At 69.0% G+C, this 20,035-nt stretch carries 21 protein-coding genes and 3 pseudogenes; 13 read left to right on the top strand and 11 right to left on the bottom strand.

The annotated features are described in order from the left end of the window. Positions 1-3 precede the first annotated feature (3 nt). On the bottom strand, positions 4-555 hold the full coding sequence (locus tag ABZ934_RS27100) for a dihydrofolate reductase family protein (protein ID WP_361318152.1): 552 nt from the start codon (positions 553-555) through the stop codon (positions 4-6). A gap of 19 nt (positions 556-574) precedes the next feature. Then, positions 575-1,537, bottom strand: a complete 963-nt coding sequence (locus tag ABZ934_RS27095; RefSeq protein ID WP_361318051.1) for a helix-turn-helix domain-containing protein — start codon at positions 1,535-1,537, stop codon at positions 575-577. 126 nt (positions 1,538-1,663) lie between these two features. On the opposite strand from ABZ934_RS27095, the pseudogene ABZ934_RS27090 reads away from it, so the two are divergent. From ABZ934_RS27090 to ABZ934_RS27080, 3 genes and pseudogenes are all read left to right on the top strand, one after another. Then, a pseudogene (locus ABZ934_RS27090) lies at positions 1,664-2,525 on the top strand (saccharopine dehydrogenase). Positions 2,526-2,659: 134 nt separating this feature from the next. Continuing rightward, entirely contained in the window at positions 2,660-3,451 is a 792-nt protein-coding gene (locus ABZ934_RS27085) for an alpha/beta hydrolase (protein ID WP_361318049.1), read from the top strand. 334 nt (positions 3,452-3,785) lie between these two features. Beyond that, entirely contained in the window at positions 3,786-4,616 is an 831-nt protein-coding gene (locus tag ABZ934_RS27080; RefSeq protein ID WP_361318047.1) for an alpha/beta hydrolase, read from the top strand. A gap of 196 nt (positions 4,617-4,812) precedes the next feature. On the opposite strand, the gene ABZ934_RS27075 is transcribed toward ABZ934_RS27080, so the two are convergent. Both ABZ934_RS27075 and ABZ934_RS27070 read right to left on the bottom strand, forming a co-directional pair. Then, positions 4,813-5,010: a hypothetical protein gene (locus ABZ934_RS27075; RefSeq protein WP_361318045.1), complete on the bottom strand. Its 198-nt coding sequence runs from the start codon at positions 5,008-5,010 to the stop codon at positions 4,813-4,815. 132 nt (positions 5,011-5,142) lie between these two features. Continuing rightward, positions 5,143-7,275, bottom strand: a complete 2,133-nt coding sequence (locus tag ABZ934_RS27070) for a SpoIIE family protein phosphatase (RefSeq protein WP_361318043.1) — start codon at positions 7,273-7,275, stop codon at positions 5,143-5,145. A gap of 95 nt (positions 7,276-7,370) precedes the next feature. Here ABZ934_RS27070 and ABZ934_RS27065 point away from each other — a divergent pair, with 95 nt between their 5' ends. Then, positions 7,371-7,580, top strand: a complete 210-nt coding sequence (locus ABZ934_RS27065; RefSeq protein WP_361318041.1) for a hypothetical protein — start codon at positions 7,371-7,373, stop codon at positions 7,578-7,580. A 168-nt stretch (positions 7,581-7,748) separates the two neighbouring features. Here ABZ934_RS27065 and ABZ934_RS27060 read toward each other — a convergent pair whose 3' ends face one another. Continuing rightward, positions 7,749-8,189, bottom strand: coding sequence for a VOC family protein (locus tag ABZ934_RS27060; RefSeq protein WP_361318039.1), 441 nt, complete (start codon positions 8,187-8,189; stop codon positions 7,749-7,751). A 623-nt stretch (positions 8,190-8,812) separates the two neighbouring features. On the opposite strand from ABZ934_RS27060, the gene ABZ934_RS27055 reads away from it, so the two are divergent. Continuing rightward, positions 8,813-9,412 (top strand): dihydrofolate reductase family protein, encoded by a 600-nt coding sequence (locus tag ABZ934_RS27055; protein ID WP_361318037.1) that lies wholly within the window; start codon positions 8,813-8,815, stop codon positions 9,410-9,412. A gap of 97 nt (positions 9,413-9,509) precedes the next feature. Further along, positions 9,510-10,460, top strand: coding sequence for an SDR family NAD(P)-dependent oxidoreductase (locus tag ABZ934_RS27050; protein ID WP_361318035.1), 951 nt, complete (start codon positions 9,510-9,512; stop codon positions 10,458-10,460). Positions 10,461-10,712: 252 nt separating this feature from the next. Here the strand turns inward: ABZ934_RS27050 and ABZ934_RS27045 are convergent, their stop codons facing one another. Then, positions 10,713-11,507 (bottom strand): VOC family protein, encoded by a 795-nt coding sequence (locus tag ABZ934_RS27045; RefSeq protein WP_361318150.1) that lies wholly within the window; start codon positions 11,505-11,507, stop codon positions 10,713-10,715. A 486-nt stretch (positions 11,508-11,993) separates the two neighbouring features. On the opposite strand from ABZ934_RS27045, the gene ABZ934_RS27040 reads away from it, so the two are divergent. Beyond that, entirely contained in the window at positions 11,994-12,755 is a 762-nt protein-coding gene (locus tag ABZ934_RS27040) for a MerR family transcriptional regulator (RefSeq protein WP_361318033.1), read from the top strand. Between the two features lie 406 nt (positions 12,756-13,161). Here the strand turns inward: ABZ934_RS27040 and ABZ934_RS27035 are convergent, their stop codons facing one another. Beyond that, positions 13,162-13,503, bottom strand: coding sequence for a HopJ type III effector protein (locus ABZ934_RS27035; RefSeq protein WP_361318031.1), 342 nt, complete (start codon positions 13,501-13,503; stop codon positions 13,162-13,164). A gap of 1,113 nt (positions 13,504-14,616) precedes the next feature. On the opposite strand from ABZ934_RS27035, the gene ABZ934_RS27030 reads away from it, so the two are divergent. The 3 genes from ABZ934_RS27030 to ABZ934_RS27020 are packed head-to-tail and all read left to right on the top strand — an operon-like array spanning position 14,617 to position 15,526. After that, positions 14,617-14,814, top strand: coding sequence for a type II toxin-antitoxin system Phd/YefM family antitoxin (locus ABZ934_RS27030; RefSeq protein ID WP_361318029.1), 198 nt, complete (start codon positions 14,617-14,619; stop codon positions 14,812-14,814). 31 nt (positions 14,815-14,845) lie between these two features. Further along, positions 14,846-15,205, top strand: a complete 360-nt coding sequence (locus ABZ934_RS27025; RefSeq protein ID WP_361318027.1) for a hypothetical protein — start codon at positions 14,846-14,848, stop codon at positions 15,203-15,205. Continuing rightward, entirely contained in the window at positions 15,206-15,526 is a 321-nt protein-coding gene (locus ABZ934_RS27020) for a hypothetical protein (RefSeq protein WP_361318025.1), read from the top strand. Positions 15,527-16,138: 612 nt separating this feature from the next. Here the strand turns inward: ABZ934_RS27020 and ABZ934_RS27015 are convergent. Continuing rightward, positions 16,139-16,489 carry a transposase gene (locus ABZ934_RS27015; protein WP_361318023.1) on the bottom strand — a complete coding sequence of 117 codons (351 nt, stop codon included), beginning with the start codon at positions 16,487-16,489 and terminating at the stop codon, positions 16,139-16,141. Between the two features lie 410 nt (positions 16,490-16,899). On the opposite strand from ABZ934_RS27015, the gene ABZ934_RS27010 reads away from it, so the two are divergent. Beyond that, a complete protein-coding gene (locus ABZ934_RS27010) occupies positions 16,900-17,100 on the top strand; it encodes a hypothetical protein (protein ID WP_361318021.1) in 201 nt (66 codons plus the stop codon). Between the two features lie 502 nt (positions 17,101-17,602). Here ABZ934_RS27010 and ABZ934_RS27005 read toward each other — a convergent pair. Next, complete coding sequence (locus tag ABZ934_RS27005; protein WP_361318019.1) at positions 17,603-18,130, bottom strand: 2'-5' RNA ligase family protein; 528 nt, start codon at positions 18,128-18,130, stop codon at positions 17,603-17,605. Between the two features lie 140 nt (positions 18,131-18,270). On the opposite strand from ABZ934_RS27005, the gene ABZ934_RS27000 reads away from it, so the two are divergent. Together ABZ934_RS27000 and ABZ934_RS26995 are read left to right on the top strand one after the other, a co-directional pair. Next, on the top strand, positions 18,271-18,579 hold the full coding sequence (locus ABZ934_RS27000; RefSeq protein WP_361318017.1) for a hypothetical protein: 309 nt from the start codon (positions 18,271-18,273) through the stop codon (positions 18,577-18,579). Between the two features lie 153 nt (positions 18,580-18,732). Then, complete coding sequence (locus ABZ934_RS26995; RefSeq protein WP_361318166.1) at positions 18,733-18,912, top strand: hypothetical protein; 180 nt, start codon at positions 18,733-18,735, stop codon at positions 18,910-18,912. On the opposite strand, the pseudogene ABZ934_RS26990 reads toward ABZ934_RS26995, so the two are convergent. Together ABZ934_RS26990 and ABZ934_RS26985 are read right to left on the bottom strand one after the other, a co-directional pair. Continuing rightward, positions 18,830-19,247: pseudogene (locus tag ABZ934_RS26990) on the bottom strand (hypothetical protein); the annotation flags it as partial. The gene ABZ934_RS26995 and the pseudogene ABZ934_RS26990 sit on opposite strands and share 83 nt — an antisense overlap. A gap of 59 nt (positions 19,248-19,306) precedes the next feature. Next, positions 19,307-19,858: pseudogene (locus ABZ934_RS26985) on the bottom strand (LysR substrate-binding domain-containing protein); the annotation flags it as partial. Positions 19,859-20,035: the final 177 nt, after the last annotated feature.

The following is a 20,035-nucleotide window of genomic DNA, read 5'->3' as shown; positions in this document are numbered from 1 at the left end:
CGCTCAGCCGTTGATGCGCGTGTAGGTGAGGAAGATCGCGCCGCTTTTGAGGACGGTGTGGTCGGCGAGTGTCCAGGTGCGCGGGTCGAAGAGGGCCTTACGGGAGAACAGTGGGATCCCGTCGCCGATGGTCAACGGGGCGATCTTGAGGATCAGCGTGTCGATCTCCGCGTAGAGGGAGCCCGCCAGTTCGGCGCCGCCGAGCAGCCAGATGTCCTTGCCGTCCTGCTGCTTGAGCTTCCGCACGGTCGCCACCGGGTCCTCGGCGACCAGCTCGACGGCCGGGTCCGGGCTCTCGGTCAGCGTCCGGGAAAACACCAGGTGGCGCATATGGGGGTAGGCGTCGGGGATTCCGGCCGCGAGACCGATCTCGTAGGTGCGCCTCCCCTCGAGCACCGTGTCGAAGTGCGGGCCCACCGCTGTGACCGACAGTGCCTGGCGGGCCTGGACGGGCAGTGTCTCCGGGTATGTGGTCACGAGGTGTTGGATGTAGTCCTGCGGTATGGGCCAAAAGCCGTTGGGACCTGTGGGGCCCGCGCCGTCCGGGCCCGCGATGAAGCCCTTCCACGCAACGCTACGACGGGAGGGCCAACGGCACTCCTTGGGAGCGGAAGGTGCGGCGGTAAGTGTCCGGAGGGACCCCGACGCTGCGGTGGAAGTGGCGGCGCAGGGTGGTGGCAGTGCCCATACCGGTGGCCACGGCGATGGCGTCCACGGTGGCGTTGGTGGTCTCCAGCAGTTCCTGGGCATGGCGGATGCGCTGGGTGTGGAGCCACTGCAGCGGCGTGGTGCCGGTGAGGTGTTTGAAGTGCCGGCCGAGGTGACGTGAGCTCATGCGGGCCTGGCGGGCCAGGTCCTCCACGGTGAGCGGTTGGTCCAGCCGCTCCAACGCCCAGGGGAAGAGTTCACTCAGGGGGTGGTTGCCCGGGGTGGGGAGGGGGGTGGCTATGAACTGGGCTTGGCCGCCGTCGCGGTGGGGTGGGATGACCAGACGTCGGGCGATCTTGTTGGCGTTGGCCGAGCCGTGGTCGAGGCGGACCAGGTGCAGGCACAGGTCCATGGCGGCGGCCTTGCCCGCGGAGGTGAGGACGTCACCGTTGTCGACGTAGAGGACGTCCGGATCGACGGTGGCCGCCGGGTTGCGACGCGCCAATTCCCGCGTGTGAGACCAGTGTGTGGTGGCGCGCCTGCCGTCGAGCAGTCCTGCCGCGCCCAAGACGAAGGCGCCCGTGCACAGCGAGGCCACGCGGGCACCGGCCGCGTGGGCGGCGCGCACCGCCTCGACCAGTTCGGAGGGTGGTTCGCGATCCGTGTCGGCCCAGCCGGGGACGATCACCGTGTCCGCGTGGGCGAGGTGGTCGAGTCCGTGGTCGGGTTCGAGGCGGAAGCGGTCGACGCGCACCGGGCCGTTTCCGCAGAGGGAGAAGTCGTACCAGGGGTCCACGATGTGGGTCAGGTCGGACCCGAAGATCTCAAGCGCCACGGACAGTTCGTAGTGGAGCATGCCGTCGGTGACGGCCAGCGCGACAGTGGGCATGTCCGAAACTGTACGGGGCAGGTCGTTTCCGACGCTCGTGCGGGTGCTGCCTCGAAGACAGGATGTGGTGTCAGGCCGCAGCGGATCGACATCGCAGCGGGCGTCCGAGTACACGGGGGAGGTCTCATGGGGTCAGGTCAGTTGGCGGCGGTGTTCGGCGCGTACGGTCACACGGGACGGTTCGTGGTCGCAGAGCCGGCCAGGCGTGGGCGTCCCGGTGCCGTCCGGGCGCAACGCGCAGGGTTTGGAGGAACTGGCCGACGAGCACGGGCTGGAGACCCGGGTAGCGTCGGTCGAGGACCCGGTTGCGAGAGCGGTGATCGTCCCGGACATGGCCTTCTTCGGCGGTCTCGGCGACCTGCCGGCCACCGCGGCGATGGGCGACCGGACCGAAGCCGACGAAGCCCACATCGCCTACGCCCTCAGCAGCCGGCACCCCACCGCCGGTACCCGGCTCTCGGGCGCGGTCTCCCGCGAGCGGCGCGGCGACCACCGCCTGCGCTACAGCGGCGGACAGTGGGAGCATCGCAGCGACCAGCCGCCCATTCTGGTGTGGACCTCCCGGATCCGATGGGACCCCGGCAAGTGATCGGTGGAGTGCACGATGGCGGACGTCATCACCGTTCCCCGGCACCTGTCCATCCCCGATGTGACCACCTACATGACCGCCGAGGCGGTCAGTGACGTCGCCGCCCCCACACGCCCGGCCCCGACCGCCGCCGACAGGAGCGGGCGCTCGGACCAGACTTTCCTCGTCGACGCCATCGTGCGCTCCGGCGGAGCCGAACGCCGGGCCGCGGCCGACGGCCAGGACATCTACGCTGTCACCGCGCCCCTTGTCGCCGAGGCCCTCGAACGCGTCCTGACCGGCCGCATCAAGACCGTCGGCGTTGCCTCCGCCGGCGAGATGTTCGACGCCAAGGACTTCCTGCACGCCGTCGCCCCGCACATCGAAGTCGACCTGGACCCGCAGGAGCAGATCGCCTGACCGCATCCATCCGCTCGGCTGTGGCGCGCGCCCTCAGTGAGCCATGACGACATAGGCGTCGGTGTCCGCGGTCGACGCCGTGCCCGCATCCCGGACACGACCGCCAATCCTCTCACCGAGGGAGTATCACCGCGATGACCGCCCAGCCCACGCGTGCCACCATGACCTTCGACGGTCGCGCCCTGTCCTACCTGGACTACGGCGGCAACGGCCGCGCCCTCGTAGCACTGCACGGTCACCTCTCCGAAGGCGCGTCCTTCGCTGCCCTGGCCTCCGCCCTCGGCCCGGAGTGGCGGGTGATCGCCCCCGACCAGCGCGGCCACGGCGACTCCGAACGGGCCCCCGATTACACGCGCACCGGCTACCTCGCCGACCTCCTTGCTCTCCTGGACCACCTCGGCATCGACCGGGCGGTCTTCCTCGGTCACTCCCTCGGAGCGATCAACGCCTACCACCTGGCCGCCGAACGTCCGGAACTGGTCGAGGCCCTGATCAATGTCGACACCGCCGTCGACCTGCCCGACCGCGGAACCAGCCCCCTCGCCTTCGTGCTCGACTTCCCCTACACCGCTGCCACCCGCGAGGAACTGGCCGCCGCCTGCGGACCCCTCGCCGCCGTTCTCGGCCCCTTGCTGCGCCCGCTGCCCGGCGGCGCCGGTTGGCGGCTGCCTTTCCACCCGCAGGACACCGTCGACTCGGAGAACCTTGTCCACGGTGACCACTGGAAGCAGTGGCTTGCCACTGACTGTCCCGCGCTCCTGATCCATGGCCTACGCAGCCAGGTCCTGGCCGCCGACCAGGCCCATGACATGTGCTCCAGGCGCCCCGGTACGGTCTACCGCCCTCTGGACACCGACCACTTCGTCCAACAGGCGGACCCCGAGGGCTTCGCCACAGCGGTCCAGGAGTTCCTCGCGGGTATCTGACCCACCCTTGTGACCGGTCCGCCGGCGCCGGCCGCCGACGGTGCCGGACGAACCGGATGAACCCACCCGGTGCCTGCGTGATCGCCCCCTGCACATCCCGGCCAACCCGCCCCCGCCGGCGCTGATGCTTGCCCTCGGGGCGAGAACCCCTTCGCCCGGGCGAAGAGCGCCGACGAGATCCTCGAACGCCTGGCCTCGTATCCCGATCGAATCACCGGCGCAGGACGCCCGGGAGCCGCCCCGGCCATGACCTCGGAAGTAATGGCCCGGGGGCTGGCACCGGGCGAGGATGGTGCCACCCCCAAGCCGCCTCACGAAAGGACCCCCGTCCGTCATGCCGTACTTCGAGTCCACGACCGATCACACCCGCCTCCACTTCGTCGACTACGGTCCGGTGAGCGGTCCCGTCCTCGTCTTCGTCAACAGCTCCTACTTCAGCACCGAGATGTGGGAGTACCAGATGGTGCCGCTGGCGGCCGAGGGGTTCCGGTGCGTGGGGTTCGACCGGAGGGGACACGGCAGGTCCGAGGACGTCTGGGGCGGCTTCGACCTCGATACTTTGGCCGGGGATCTGGGTGCGTTGCTCGACCACCTGGACCTGCTCGACGTCACGCTGGTCGGGCACTCCCTCGGCACCGCCGAGGTCGTCCGCCACCTGACCGTCGGCGGTGGTGAGCGGGTGGCCCGGGTCGTCCTCGTCAGCGGAGTGGCGCCGGGGCCGGCCCGGTCTTCGGATCACGCCGAGGGACTGGATCCAGAGCTCGTCCGCGCGTTCAACGAGACCTTTCGGCGGGACCGGGCGAAATTCTTCGCCGACGGGGCGGACGTCTTCTTCGCCCGCCACCTTCCGGGCCCCACGGTGTCGGACGCGTACGTGGCGCACATGGTGAACCTCTGCCACGGAGCGACGGCACGGGCCGCGACGGCCCTCAACGACCTTCTGCCCTCACTGAACCTCGTTCCGGAGCTGGCCAAGATCGACTGCCCGGTCCTCGTCGTGCACGGGTCCGCCGACGCTTCCGCCCGGCTCCACCTCACGGGTCGCCGCGCAGCCGCCCTGATCCCGGGCGCGACACTGCACGTATACGAGAACGCGGGCCACGGGCTGTTCGCGACCCACGCGGACCGCCTCAACGAAGACCTGCGCACCTTCGCCCGTACCTGAGTACCCCGTAGTGCTTTGTGCGCGGGGCTGCTGCTGGATGGGCGGCGTACGTCGATACACCCGGTGGCCGAACGGCCGGCCCGAGGCCTGACTGGTGGGCGACCGGCGCGAAGCGATGTCCAGCAGCCCACGTATCGGCTCCGGGAGGCCGGACTCCCGCCGGAGCGGCGTCCCGTACGCCGGCCCTCGACCGCACTCAGCCGGTCAGGGGATTCGGCTCGTGGCCTTCACCGCTGTTCTCGGACTCGGTGCTTCGTGTGCGCTTCTCTTCACCGGCGGGGCGGCCGCTCTCGGATTTCGTGCGGCGCTCCTCCTCCGGGTGCACGTCCTTCTCGCCCGTGACGCGTTCGAGAGGCGATTGCCCTTCTGGGTGCTGTTCCATCGGGTTGTTCATGGGACCGCTCCTCCCTGCCATGACACCCGCTCGTTCTCCGGCGACCGGCGTCTTCCCGCCATGGGTGAGGGAAAACCTCTGGCGGGCCCTGCCGAGCGTGCCGGGTCCGGCGCCCATGGAGGGGGTGCGTGCTCATGTGGGTGGTGGGCCGGTGCGCAGCAGGAGCATGGCGATGTCGTCGGTGTAGTGGGCGGTGGGCCGGGCATGGCGGAGGAGGACATCGATGAGGTCGTCGAGACTGTGCCCGCTGTGCTGCGCGAGGCAGCGGGCAAGGCGGTCGGCGGTCTCGTCGGCATCGGTGCCGGGGACTTCTGTGAGACCGTCGGTATAGAGGGCGAGAGTGGTTCCGGGAGGTAGTGGCTGGACGGTGAGGGGATAGGAGAGGCCGGGATCGATGCCGAGCAGGGGGCCCGGGTCGAGTCGCATGACGCCCGGCGGCATGGCGGGATGGTGCAGGAGCGGTGGCGGGTGGCCTGCACTGGCCAGGACCGCTTCTTGGCGGGCGAGATCGATGTGCGCGTACAGGCAGGACACAAGCAGGTCGGTTTCCAGGTCGGCAAGGACCCTGTTGGTGCGGGCCAGGACCTGGTCGGGCGGCGCGCCGGCAGCGGCGTGGATCGCCGTACGCACCTGGCCCATGAGGGCGGCGGCCGACACGTTGTGGCCCTGGACGTCGCCGATGACGGCCGCGGCGGTCGTGGCGTCGATGCGGATGACGTCGTAGAAGTCGCCTCCGATGTCCATGCCGCGGCTGGCGGGCAGGTACCGCGCGGCGCTTTGCAGGCCCGGCAAGGACGGCAGGCTGCGAGGCAGGAGAGCCTGCTGAAGGCCGCGGGCGAGGTCGCGGGTGGCGTCGTAGAGCCTGGCCCGGTCCAGGGCTTGGGCGATCAATCCGGCCAGTGACGTCAGAACGGCGCGCTCGTCCGCGCCGAAATCGTGAGGCCGGTCGTAGGACAGGATGCAGCAGCCTACGGGCCGGCCGGAGACGACCAGCGGCAAGAACGCCCATGCCTGCTTGCCGCTGATCTGCGAGGCCCTGGGGTAACGGCGAGCCAGCTCATGGGGACTGGCGAAGAACGACGGGACGCCCTCGGCGATTACTCGTCCCGCGGGGGTGAGGTCGGTGTCCAACGGCAGGCCGTCGAGTCGGTCGATGGTCTCCTGGTCGTAACCGTGGTGCCCGGTGATCTTCAGGCGCCCGGCGTCGGCTGCCGACACTACGAGGCCGTCCGCGCCGAAGGCGGGCAGTACCTGGTCGGCGATGAGCTCGACGACATCGCGAACGGCGACCGTTTCGGTCAATGCGGCTGCCAGGTGCACCAACTGATACAGGCGCCCGACCTGGGGCGGACTCGTAGCGGCGGCTCCGGTTGACTGCTGCGAGGCCCGGTCGGGCACGGGCCGGTCGTACTCAGGTGGCGTCGCGCGGGTGATGCGGACGCTGATACCGCCGGCGTCCGGGTACAGCCGGAACTGCAGCCAGGTGTCGGGGGGACGCAGAGCGGTGAAGGCGACCGGGTCACGACTGATGAGGGCGGTGCGGTAGTGGTCCTCGACGAGGGTGTCGTCCAACCAGGGCAGCGACTGCCACGGACGGGTGCCCAGCAGTCGTGCGGCATCGACTCCCAGCAGCGATTCCACCGAAGCGGCCAGGAAGGTGATCCGGCCCTCCAGGTCCAGGCCCAGTGCTCCTTCGGGCAGGCGCTCGACGTAGTCCAAAGCGGCTTGCGGCGACTGCCGCCCGTGCGGGCGGGCGACCGCGCTGACGGGGATGAGTCGAGGATGCTCCGACACGGCAGGCGGTACGGTGGCCTCGTCCAGGACGCGAGCGATGCGCCGGGCCGCGGCGCCGATGTGGCTCCGCTCGCGCGCGGTGGCGTCGGCAGGGTGGCTGGCGGGCCACAGCAGCATCAGCGCGCCCCAGCACCGGCCCCTGCCCTGCAGCGGGGCCGCGGCGGTCGCCAACCGGTAGGGGAGGCTCGCGGCGGCGCGGGGATAGGTGCGGGCCATGTCGTCCTGGGATCCCACCCAGATCAGACGGTCCGCGCGGACCGCGTCGGCGACCGGCACGGGCGCGCCCAGCGCCACTCGCCGCCAGGGCCAGGCCACCTCTACCGGTACGCCGCACACCACCACCAGACCCAGCACCTGCCTGGCCTCGTGCAGCAGGTAGACGCCGCCGGCGGATGCTCCGGTGCGGCGCACGATATCCGCCAGCGCGTCGTCGAGGATCCCGGCCTGGGGCCTGTCACTGCTGCCGGACACCACACATCCCCATCCGAAGGGACGGGCGGCACGGGAGGGGAGTGACCTGGCATGCACGGCACCCGTCCGTCATGTCTCGACAATACGCCGGTACGATGCGTGACCAGAGAGGCGCGGCCGAGCATGAACACGACCGACCCGTCCCCGGGGAACGGGCCTGGAAGCGGCGCCTCACCCACGGTACGAAGCCGGGCGGGGAACGCACCTGGTCCACGGCGGGCCGTGGGTTCGCCGCCCTGGATGAGGACGACGACCCCGTCGAGTTCGCGGGCTTCCAGTCCTGGGACGACCGCGCCTACTGGTGAGCCCGCCGGCCAGCCCAACACGCAAACGATCTCTTGAAGACGGATCCTGGACGCCCCGCCTGCCCCTCGGAGGGATGACGGCGTCGGGCGGGTACAAGCCGGCCACGCTGATCGGGCGGTTCAGAACATCGATGATCTCGGTCGGCTTCATGGTTCGGTTCCGCGTTCTCAGCTCAGTTGCTCGGCCAGTCCGATGATGACGCCCTCCGGGCCGCGGATGTAGCAGAGCAGATAGCTGTCCTCGAATCGGGCGATCTCGCCGACGAGTTCGGCGCCGTGAGGGCGCAGGCGGGCAACGGTGTCCTCGATGTCGTCGACGGCGAACATGACGCGGTGCGTGCCCGGAATGTTGTGCGGCCGGTTGCGCTGTCCGGCGCTGACCACCGCGGGGCTGCGGTACTTCGCCAGCTCGAGCCGGCTGTGACCGTCTGGGGTACGGAGCATCGCGATGTCACAGCGGACGCCGTCGAGTCCGGTGCACTGGTCGGCGAAGAGGCCCTCGACCTCCGCCCTGCCCTCCAGCTCCATACCGAGTTCCACGAAGAACGCGATGGCGGCATCCATGTCCTCGACGACGATGCCGACGTTGTCCATCCGCTGAATCGCCATACTGGTTTCTCCTTCTTCCTCCTGCGGCCGACGGTGGCCGCACTGCCACCCGAAGGCGGCAAGGGTGGCCGGCAGCATGGCTGCTCGCGTGGCGATGACAGCTGTGGGGCGGGGCCGAGTGCGCAGAACTACCTCCCAAGACGAGCCGGTGAGGACGCAGGCGCCGACCTTGCTCAAGGATGGTGCCGCTGTGCGGGTGGAAAGTGGACGGAACGATGAAGTTCACCCGGTTCGCGTATGAGGGGACTGCGGTGCGGCCGGCGCCGTGTGGAGTGACGCGAAGCCGCTCAATGATCTGTACCTGCTTCTCGACCTTGTCTGCCCGGCGGTGAAAGCCCGGGTGGTCCATGATGTGGCCGACCACCCGGAAGGGGCTGCCTCGGTCACCACGAGGGGGACAGCCGGAGTCCCTATGCACGGCCACAGTCTGGAGACCGCAGCCAGGCCAACGCGCGCGGCTGTCCATCCCCGTTGGTCGTGCGGGTCGGATAGCTGAGCCCAGTGAGGACTTTCAACGAGATGATCCCGTGAGGTGACTCGGCCCAGGCGATCCAGCGACTCGCGATGAGTCCCGAGGCGTCCTGCGGTCGTACTGTCGAACCCGTCATCAAGGAGGACTTTTGATGCGCAGCGTGACCTATTCGATGAGTGTCTCACTTGACGGCTACATCGTCGGGCCGGACGGCGGCTTCGAATGGACGCCGCCCGACGAGGAGGTCTTTCGCTTCGCCACGGACGAGGTGCGGGAGGTCGGCGTCCATCTGTTGGGACGACGGCTGTACGAGACGATGCTGTACTGGGAGACCGCCGATCAGAATCCATCGCTCGACTTCTCAACGCTCGAATTCGCCGCGATCTGGAAGCGGCTCCCCAAGGTGGTGTTCTCCACCACGCTGTCGGCGGTCCAGGGCAATGCCCGCCTGGCCTCCGGCGGCCTGGCGGAGGAGATCGAGCGGTGGCGAGCCGAGCCGGGAGAGGGTGACATCGCGATCGGCGGCGCGACTCTCGCCGCCGAGGCGGCCGCGTTGGGCTTGATCGACGAGTACCGGGCCAGGGTCCACCCGGTGCTGGTTGGCGGTGGCATTCCGTTCTTCCCCCAGCACGAGCGCCGGGTGGATCTCGCACTCGTCGAGACCCGCACCTTCGGCTCGAGAGTCGTCTACCTCCGCTACCGCGTGGCGCGCCGGCAGGCTCATCCGCCGAGCGCCTCGCAGTGTCGGTGATCTGTCGACGATGTGTCGGTGGCTGTTGGAACCATGGGTGTCGGGTTGTCCAACAGGGCGGCCGTACCAGCCTCGCCAGCAGGGGAGCCCCCTCGCCATGTGGTCCACGCCTTCCACTCCGCCCTGGGATGTCCAACGGCTGCCGCGTGCCGATGGCAGCGTCTTCCTGGTCACCGGCGGCAACGTCGGCATCGGGTACTTCGTCGCCGAGCAGTTGTCGGCAACCGGGGCTGTCGTGGTACTGGGCAGCCGGAATCCCACGAGGGCCGAGGCTGCGATGGCTTCGATCCGTGCGCGCGTCCCCGGTGCCCGAGTGCGGGCCGTGCAACTGGACCTCGCCGACCTGTCGTCGCTCGAAACGGCGGTGGAAGCACTTGAAGTGGGCCGCCTCGACGCGGTGGTCCACAACGCCGGCGTCGCGCTCGACGACCTGCCGCGAAGGGCGACCGCGGACGGTCACGAGCTCATGTTCGGTACGAACCATCTGGGGCACTTCGCGTTGACCCAGCGGCTCATGCCGCTGCTGTCGGCTGCGCCGACAGCCCGCATTGTGACCATGGGCAGCTTCGCGGCCAAGTCCGAGCGGCTCGATCTGGACGACCTGCAGTCCCGGAAGGGCTACCGGCCGAAGCGCACCTATGGACGCTCCAAGCTGGCACAGATGTACTTCGGCGTGGAACTCGACCGTCGGCTGCGCGTCGCGGGCAGCACGGTGGCCAGCGTAGTGGTCCATCCGGGCGGCGCGCTGGACTCTCTCACCCCGTCACGTCCGCCACTCCATGCGCGAACTCTCGGCGCACGGCTGAGCGCGGCACCCGCGGCCCTCGTCGTCCAAGGCAAGGACGCCGGCGCATGGCCCGCAGTGCGGGCCGTGGTCGACCCGGCCGTGCGGGGAGGCCAACTGTGGGGACCGCGCCTCTTCGGTCTGCGCGGCGAGCCCCGACGCGAAGCGGTGTGGAACCACCTCGCCGACACCTCGATCGCGGCGCGGTTGTGGGCGGCAAGTTGTGATCTGACCGGCCTCGACCTCGATGCCGTTCTTGCATAGCGCCCGCCACAAGCCCGGTTGGCCAACGGCTGTGCTCAACGCGGAAGATCGCAGCGCCAGCGACAGCTCCGACTCGCGCTACCCAGCGCCGGATCGCTCGTCCGTGAGTGCGCGGTGAGGCTCTCCCGTGGCCCCGGCCGGCCCTCTGGTGTCCTGGGGTGCGGATCGGTGGCTACCCCGGTCGTTGGCCGGTGGCTCGCGGCGCCGCATCCGCTCGGCGGGTGCGGCGCCGGAAGGTCCGGCCGTTCGAGGTCAGGAATGCTGGGGGGCCGAAGCGGTGATCACCGAGAACGGTCCGCCCTGCGGGTCGGCGAGGACGGCCATCCGCCCGGCCGCCATGTCGAAGGCCGGGGCGACGACGCTGCCGCCGGCGCGGACGGCCGCGGCCTGGACCTCGTCGACGTCGTCCGCGTGGAAGTACGGCTGCCAGTGCGGGGGGACGCCGGGCGGGAGCTGGGACAGGTCCATGATCCCGCCGACCGCGCGGTCGTCGACCTTGAACTCGATGTACCCCTCGGCGCCGGGCATCTCGGAGCGGGCCGTGGTGACGGGCAGCACGGAGGAGTAGAACGCGGCGGCGGCCGGGAGGTCGGCGGTGGTCAGCTCGTTCCAGATCAGCGCGCCGTGCTCGTTGACGATGCCCGCGCCGTCGAAGGTGCCGGCCTGCCAGAGGCCGACGACGGCGCCCGTCGGGTCGGCGATGACGGCCATGCGGCCGAGGTCCATCACGTCCATCGGGCCCGTCATGACAGTGCCGCCGGCGTCGGTGACGGACTTGAGGGTGCCGTCGATGTCGTCGGTGGACAGGTAGGTGGTCCACATCGTCGGCGGCAGTGGGTCGGGGACGCTGCCATCAGGGTTCATCGCCTTCATGATTCCGGCGACTGGTTTGCCCTTGAGCGTGCAGACGGCGTACCCGCCCTGCTCTGCGGGTCCGACCTCTCCCTGCCAGCCGAAGAGGTCACTGTAGAAGTCGATGGCCGCCTGTTGGTCGGGGACCATCAGGTCGATCCAGCAGGGGGTACCGGGCTTGTAGGGGCCGGTCATGTCGGGCACAGATGCCTCCGGGATGTTGCTCGGGGGGAAGAAGCGGCCGGTTCCTTCCCGGGTTCCGGGCGCTGGAAACGGCCCGCACAGGTGAACGCGCACCCCGCACTGCCGGACGCAACGCCAAGGTCGACAACCGCACAGGCCTGTTCCCGCTGTGGCAGCACCTCGAGTACGTCATGAGTTTTGGACCGGAGCACCGTCTGGTTCGACCTGATCGGCGCCGACCCGACCGTTCCCCGGGCTCCTCCTACTGGTGTCGGACATGTCTTCAGCCGCCGCTCTACGCCGCCAGTTCGGCCGCGACACCGGCCGAATACGCGCGTTGGGCTTCAGGCGACAAGGTGTGATCGAGTGTTGCTTGTTGCTGCGGAGCGGGGACGTCGGTGTGGTGTCCCGTGCGTGTTGGAAGAGCTTGACTTTGCCGTTGCGTCAACTTCTACGGTCGTGTGTGGCCGGACAGTCCGGTCGAGATGGGAGACGGTGATGGCCTGGTCGATCGCGGAGGTGGCCCGGATGTCGGGTGTGACGTCGCGGACGCTGCGCCATTACGACGAGGTGGGCCTGTTGCCTCCGGCATCGGTGGGGAGCAACGGCTACCGCTATTACGAGGAGGGGGAGTTGCTGCGGCTGCAGCAGATCCTCGTGATGCGGGAGCTGGGCCTTGGACTGGTGGAGATCCGTGCGGTGCTGGCCGAGCAGGTCGACCAGGTGGAGGCCCTACGGGCGCACCACCTGCGGCTTGTTGCCGAACGGGACCGCCTGGCCACGCTGGTCCGCACCGTCGCCCGCACCATCGCCGAACTCGAGGAAGCAAGGGTCAAGGACGATATGACGAAGATCAACAGGCCGGAGAACCTGTTCGAGGGGTTCGACGGCACAGGCCAGTCGGATGAGGCGCGCGAGCGGTGGCCACAGGCGTGGGAACAGTCCCGGCAGGTCATCGAGACGCTCACCGCCGAGGACATGGAGCAGTGGCAGCGCGAGGTGACGGCACAGATGATCCGCATCGCGGAGTTCAAGGCGGCCGGCACCCCGGTGGCCGATCCCGCGGTCCAGGCGGAGATCGACGCCCACTACCGGGGTGTCTGCCGGTTCTGGACTCCGAACGCGACCGCTTACAAGGGACTGGGTCAGACGTACGTCGACGATCCGCAATTCCGCCAGAACTTCGACAAGATCGCCGAGGGCCTCGCCACCTACCAGCGCGACGCGATGGCCGTATACGCCGACGCCCGCCTGAGCTGACCCGCAGGCTTCTCCCGGCATGAACTGGCGGAGTTTCTCGGCTGGCGTTCTGCGCGGGTTCTTGGTGTTCTCACGGGTATGGCATGTCTTCGGTGACGACCACGCCCACGTTGCGTTGGCAGCGGGAGGTTGCGGCGGTGCAGGGGACCGCCGCAACCTCTTGCCGTCAGCGACGGATCTTGACCGTGATCCGCGTGCCGCCGCTGCCGGCGATGGCCGCGCCCCCGCTGCTTACACTGCCTGCCTTGGCCACCGCAGCCGTACAGGGGGAAATACATGACCGATCTAGTCGTGGCGCTTATGGCGCCCGGGGGCTTCGTGCTGGGCTGGTGCATCTTCACCCATCGAATCCCTCATCGGCAGCGCCCTGACGACGAGTTCGTCAACGAGGTCTTGCCGAAGCCGTTCAGCTCTTGCGGGCCAACGGTCGCCGGGCGAAGCTCACCCCTGCCAGGCCATGGGCTACGAGGTTGCGAATGTTGCCGTGATCAGTGTCGTTCGGCGTCGCCAGCACGCTGCGATAGTGCTCACCGAATGCCAGCAGCGCCTCTTGGTCGCTCAGCCCTTCCAGCAGGGCCAGTCCCAGCGTCTTGCAGGAACCCTCGTTCTCACCTGCGGCATTCTCCAGTTCCCCGTTGCGGAACGCCTGCGGCTGGTACTCGTAATGCGCGGCGATGAAGGCCAAGGTGTCGGCGAACTCGTGCTCACCTGACGCAAGACTTGCCCGCAGCGAGTTCAGATCAGTCATGTCGGTTCCCCTGGGTTGAACAGACGATCCGATTGCCGTCCGTGACCGGACGACAATACCCCCGTAAGGCCGGCCGGTATGAATTGCGCCACCCGTCGGAACGAGCGGCATCTCTGCCGGTCACCGGTGGCGCCCCAGTCGTGCGGATGACCCGATGCCTCTGCCTGCGATGCGGACGCCGATTCTCGTGCCGTGGAGCGATTTCCGCGGTTCAGGTATGTCGTAGGCCTTGCGGCGTGCACGCTGGGACTTGAAGTGGCGTTCGCGCTGGGGTTCGTGTCTCGTTTGGTGTCCCCCGATCACGGGCTTCGGTGCTTGGCTGTCGTGAGGGTTGGCGGCCGAGAGGTCGACGAGGGAGAGGAAGCCCGTTCGCGTCCGACAGAACAGAACGTGCATCTTGGAGCCCGGCTATCCCCGGTCCACGGGGCGCGGACCTATGTGTTCGCCCCCTTCAGCCGGAACGTGGGGCGAGTCGAGGGCTGCGCGGGAGGGGACGAGCAGGCCGGCGTCTTCGAGGCGGCGCAGCATCGCCTCGTGGAGCCGACCCCGGACTTCGGCTCGCATCCGTACCAGACCTGCCGACGGCCGCACTCAGTGGCCCCCGACGCCGACGGCGGTAGTAGGCCACTGTGACTACCGCGAGAAGCGGCCCCCAGGCCAACAGTGGCACATAGCAAGCGGTCATCAGCCAGTAGTGGCTGCCGCCAGGGGATCCCGCGGCGCCCATGTTGTCCGCATCGTTCCAGCTCGCGACGGACGGGGACGAGGCTGCGAGAGCGGGGCCGGCGGCGACCAGTCCGGCGAGGGCGAAAAAATCTTCGTGCCCCGGCCCGGAGAGACGTCCAAGACCTGCTTGACCAGGCACTCCCGTTCGCCGGCTACCGCACTCGTCATCCCGTGGTGATCGGTCGCCCGGTGGAGCCGTCCGGCACGGTGCGGAGCGGGCCGGGCAACGCGTTCCATCACGGCTTTGGGCGGAGCCTGGATCTCTATGGGCTCGGAGACGACCAGGCGCGAGTCGTGCCCGGCTGCCAAGGCCCACGGCCGCAGCGACGGCAGACGGAACGGCTGGGCGGTCTGTGGCAACTATGAGAGTTGTTATATGTTGGAGGTATGGAAACCAGGACCTACACGACGATCGATCTCCGGAAGGGCATGGGGGAGATCCTCGACCGTACGCGGATCGCCGGCGAGGCCGCGGCCATCACCCGCAAGGGCAAGACCGTCGCCTACCTGGTCCCGGCGGAATGGTTCGAGCAGATGACCGCGCACAGTGATGCCGAGGCCGATACCCGGACGGACGCCGCCTGAGCGGCCCCGGACTTCCAGAGAGCAGCGCGCGATGACCGCAGAGCCCGTCCACTTCCACGACGGGGAACCCGCTCGGATCCCCCAAATGCCCGAGCGCACCCCGCAGGCCCTGCGCCTGGCCATCCAGGAACACGCCCCTCACCTCCTGCCGGACTTCGAGGCGCACTGGCGGCGCGTGATCGCCGACGCGTTCAGCGTCACCCCTGTTCCGGCGTTCATGCGGCTGTGGTGGACGCAGTACGCGATCGCCCGCGACCCCGCTCTCGAGGAACACCTCCGAGATCTTGAGGCCCGCGCCGCGAAGTCCGAGGACCCCCAGGAGTCGGCACGCCTGCTGGAGGAGTACAGCCGTCTGCGGCACGAAGCCGGCGCTGTGGAGCCCGGTCAGTGATTGACGATCCCGCTGGGCCCGCCCTGGCAGATGGACTGGACGAAACAGGCGTGGGAGGACTTCGAGCGCATGCCGTCCGAGGGTCGGCAACTGGTGATGGCGGCCCGCGCGGAACTGATCATCGTCGATGACCCCTACTTCCGCGGTATCGACGCGGACGTGTTCCTCCCGCACTGGATCACGGTCCGACCCCTTGCCTCGACCAGCCCGTGCGGACCGGACATCGCCGACCTCGCCGGCGGCCGCGGCTGGCTCATCTTCACCTTCATCCGCCGCCAAGCCGACCCACAGATCACCGTCACCGAAGCCTTCTGGGCCTGAACGTACGCGTACAGCATTGCGCGGCACTGAACGCCCCATCGGGGCCGCGAGGAGCCGCGGAGAGCCCAGAAGCCCACGGTGAGCCAGCCAGCTGGGACATCAGCCACTACCAGGTCTCCCGCCTCGACTGAGCTGCCAAAGTCACGGCCGAGGCCGAGGCCGGCGAAAAGATCTGACGGATCGACAGGTGGTGCGTACTGTCGGCGCCATCGAGGCCCTTACGGGCCCACGGGATGGCTGGGAGGGGTGGCGGCATGGTTCGTGTGCCGGGGCATCGCCGAACCCTTCGACGCCGAGTTCGGCGTAAGAAGGCGGTCCGCGAGCACGCTCCGGGTGGCCTGCCCGCGGCCCTCAAGTCCGAGGCGGAAGCCCCACCCCTCCTTGCGAAGCGGTTCTTCTTGCGCGGGCCGGCCTGCGCGCTGGGGCCGGCCGGTGCCGGACGGCGGGGTCCGCTCGGGCGACCGCCTCCCGGCGTGCAGGGGACGGCCGTGAAACAGTCTCCGGTGAAGGCGACAACCGGCCGCACACCCCACAGCGCCTGAGGTCGAGGCTCGCGCTTGGGCCTGAGCAGCGCTTTCGAAGAGCCGGCACGGCCCCGTGTTCCGCGAGCGCTTACCTCAGCCAGGGAGTGTTCCATTCGTCGACCGGCTCACCCGTCTTGCGATCATCGTGGGCGGCACGGGCGTCGTGGGGGACCGGGGCGTCGTGGGGGACCGGGCGGCCGGCGGCGAGAACGGTGAGGATGTTCTGCCATGTTCCGTCGATGTTCCACAGGCGCAGTCGTTCGGCGCAGCGGTGCCATGGCCCGTAGCGGGAGGGCAGGTCGTGCCAGCGCCCGCCGGTACTCTGCTGCCACAGCAAGCCGTTGATCATCATCCGGTAGTTCGGTCCTGCGGGTCCGCATCGCGGGAGCAGACGGCGGACAGCGGCCCATTCCCGGTCGTTCAGGTCGGTGTCGTCCATACCGATACCGCGCCCCTTCCTTCATCTCACGGGCTTGGTTCGGCGTCCGAAGCCGTCGCAGAGCCGGCTGTGCTCGGCGGTCGAGCCATGGCACACCTTGGGCGCCCCCCGGTTCGCGGGCACGTGGGTGGGCAAAGCGTGGTCCCCGTCCTGGCCGGCGGGGGCCGACGCTGAGGACCCTGCCTCGGGGCGGGAGTACTGACGCTAACGGTGCGTCGGGATCGTCACTTGGTCGCGGTGCCCCGCCGGGCGGTCGGCGGCCTTCACTCGCACGAGTGGGTCGGCCGAACTGCGTACGAGATCAGACGGCGCGGTCGCTCGTCATTGGACGGGTCACGTTCAGGACTACGGAGAGATGACGGAATAGTCACGTGCCGCCACCTATGTGAGCGGTCTTCGTTGCCTAGGGCATGAAGAGAACCGTTTCGCCTCCGGAGTCGGTCTTCGGCTCGCTCGCCATGGAGTGGGGGCAGGTGTCCGATGTACCGATCTACGACGCGGTGGAGCGGCAGTGGCTCGCCGACGGCCGTGAGGTGCCCCGTCGTCCCGGCTCGTCGCGGAGCGGTGTCCGGCCGGCGGCGGAGGGCGGTGACCTGTTCCTCCGTGCGTGAACGCGATCCTTTTCACAGGGGCTGGTTCAACCGCTCGCGCAGGTGGAGCAACGCGGTGGTGTCCGCAACGGCGGCCAGGTCGGACAACCGAGTGTGGACGCCGGCACGAACTCCTACAGTGACGTCACGGGTGACACGGCGACGCTGGGCTTCGTCGGTACCGACAGTCACGCTGCGCGCCGTGACCGCGCCGAGCCACGCCATGGTGAACATCTCCGTTGACGGTGGCGCCGAGGCGGCGGTCGACGAGTACGGTCGACGAGTACTCGGCGGTTCGCACCGCTGACGTCCCCGTATGGGCCGGCCCCCGACTCGCCTCGGGCGCCCACGCGATCCGCATCCGCGTCACCGGAGCCGCGGGCAGCCGTCCCGCCCGCCGTCAGGGGCGCCGGCGATGCGGTCATTGCGCAGTTCCACTCGTCTTCGGAATGTGGCCAAGTGTGGGTGCTGTGTCCTGGCCTCTGGTCGTGGTCACGGGCCAGAGGGGGCCGGTGGGCGGTGTTCACCGTCCGTCCGGGCCGCCGAGCGGCGCGGTGAACCGCAGCCGCCAGCCTTCCTCCGTCAGCACCACCAGCTGGACCGCAGCCGCACGGGTGCGCAGAGGCAGCAGGCTGCCGACCGCAGCGCGCACTTGGGCGGAGGCTGTCGGATTGTCTGTACCCATGGCGACCGTGAGATGGGCGGCGGGCCGCGCTCCGAAGCGGCCTCCGTACGGGCGCACCCCGGGCCACTGGGTGCGGAACGCATCAACGATCGGTTGGAGTTCCGGAACGGTGACGGCGACGAAGCCGGACGCCGTCACGAGCTCCTCCAAGAGGAGATCAGCTGCCGGAAAACTCGCCGCCAGCGAACGCACGCCCTTCTCGTCTTGACCTGTCAGCGCTGATTCCGGCACGAACGGGTAGAGGAGCGAGACGTGCGCCGGCACACCATGACGCACCAGAGCCGGGTCGATACGCCACGCCGCATCGAGGAGCGGGGTGGCATCGGGCAATACGATGACGACGGCAGTGGTCCCGGGATCTGGCATGCCGTCATCATCGCAGCCCAGGTACGGGACCCGCTTTCACCACAGAGTCCGGGGCATAGCCGAGCGCCTCGGTGTGGCATCAGGGGGATCGGGTGGAGTGTGAGAGCGGTGTTCAGGGCCGAAGCTGTCAGCCTACGAGGGTGAGTGAATCAGGTGAGGAGTCCTCCGCGCTGTCGGACGAACAGGTCGTCGAACGGCTCGTGCCGGTATGGCTGCGGGAGGCGGGGGCGCATGGTTCCCCCACGGCCGACGAAGCCGGGAAGGACTGGGAGCACCGGCGCCTGTCGGCCGAGGCCGCTCGCGAGTTGGCCCATTGGGTGACGGCTCGTGTCACCGATACGGCGTTCAACGAGGAGGAGGGTCCGACTCAGACGGGACCCACCCGCATCAGCGTCTCCGACAAGTCGGCCGTCCACCGCTGGCTCGCCGCCCAAGGGCATCGCCTCTGAATGAGGGTCGCCGCCCGCGAGGCCGTACACCAGGCTCCGTCATGTTCGTTCCCTCTGGCGCGCCCATACGGGCCGGATCGCTCCGGGGATGCCGCGACGCCCGCATGAGGCCGCGATGTGCGGGCAGACGCACCCCACCTTCTGGAAGGAGCAATGATGCTTGGTATCGCAGCCGCGGTCTTGTTCTTCATCAGCTTCCTGATCAACGCGGCGGAGATCTCGACGAACCACGTGTTCTCGTCCGGCAATTTCATGATCCTCGGCTTGATGCTGCTCGCTCTCCACGTGGCCGGCGTAGGCAGCGCTTGGACCACCCGTGGCCGACGCCGCTGAACCTCGGAACGACCATCGAAGTTGGTGACTTGGCTACCCAACCGTGGCGAAGAGCAGGAGACAAGCGGGATCGGTTGTGCCCTCGGCTGCGGCAGCACGGCCGATCAGCGGTGGTTGTGGACGCTGAGGTCGCCGTAGGTCGACACATCGAGGGCACCGGCGGCAGGTACAGGGGGGCGTCCGTGAAAGTGAGGTGCGTGGCGCCGGGATGGTGAGCCGGCAGCTCGTCGCGGTGCTGAGCTTGCGGACCTCGGTGAGGCGGAGTAAGTAACGCGAGTCGGTTTGCGGGCCGATGGCCTGGGTGAGCGCGAGAGCGCCGGCTGGTGAAACGCGGGCTGTGCGCCTCCACGTGGTCCCCTGTGGGCGGATGGGGAAGCGACCGGACGGGCGCCGGCTACGAGGCTTCGTCCAAGGCCAAGGCGGTTCGTGCCAGCCCGCGCAGCCAGGCGTGGGCGTGGTCGGTGTCGTAGCGCTGATGCCACGACAGGTATATCCGGGCCGGCGGGAGTTCGAGCGGGAGGGGGAGTACGACCAGGCCGAGGTCGGCGACCGTGGAGCGAGTGGTGGCTTCGGGGACGCTGACCAGGAGATCGGAACCGCGTGCGAACTCCAGCGCGGCCGCTTCGGTGGGCGCGGTCACCACCACGCGGCGGGTGAGGCCGAGCGGTGCGAGGGCGTCGTCGAGGACATTGCCGAGGTTTCCGCGTCGCGAGACGGTGACGTGCTCGGCGGCGGCGTACCGCTTCGCGGTGACGGTCCTGACGCGGGTGAGAGGGTGCCCCTGCCTCACGACGACGACGAGGCGGGTCTCGCCCACGTTCTCGGTACGGATGTCCGGTGCGTTCGGGGGGTTGGCGTTCGCCTCCAGGTCGACCTCGCCGCGCCGCAACTCGGGGGTGTCGATGTTCGATTCAGCGACGAAGCGCAATCGCACCCCCGGTGCCTGTGCGCGTGCTGCCAGGCTATGGTGGCTTACGTGCCACTCATGGCGTCACCACGGTCTATGACCGGATCGGCGACACCTTTGCCTGGCTCTGCCTGACCGGCGTCGCAACGCTGATCGTCGTGGCCCTTGCCTTCCCAAGGCGCAGGAGGACACGACCGGTTTCCGACGAGTGAGTAC

This window comes from Streptomyces sp. NPDC046557 (genome assembly GCF_040645975.1).
GTDB lineage: Bacteria > Actinomycetota > Actinomycetes > Streptomycetales > Streptomycetaceae > Streptomyces.
This window is presented reverse-complemented; position numbering and strand designations above follow the sequence as displayed.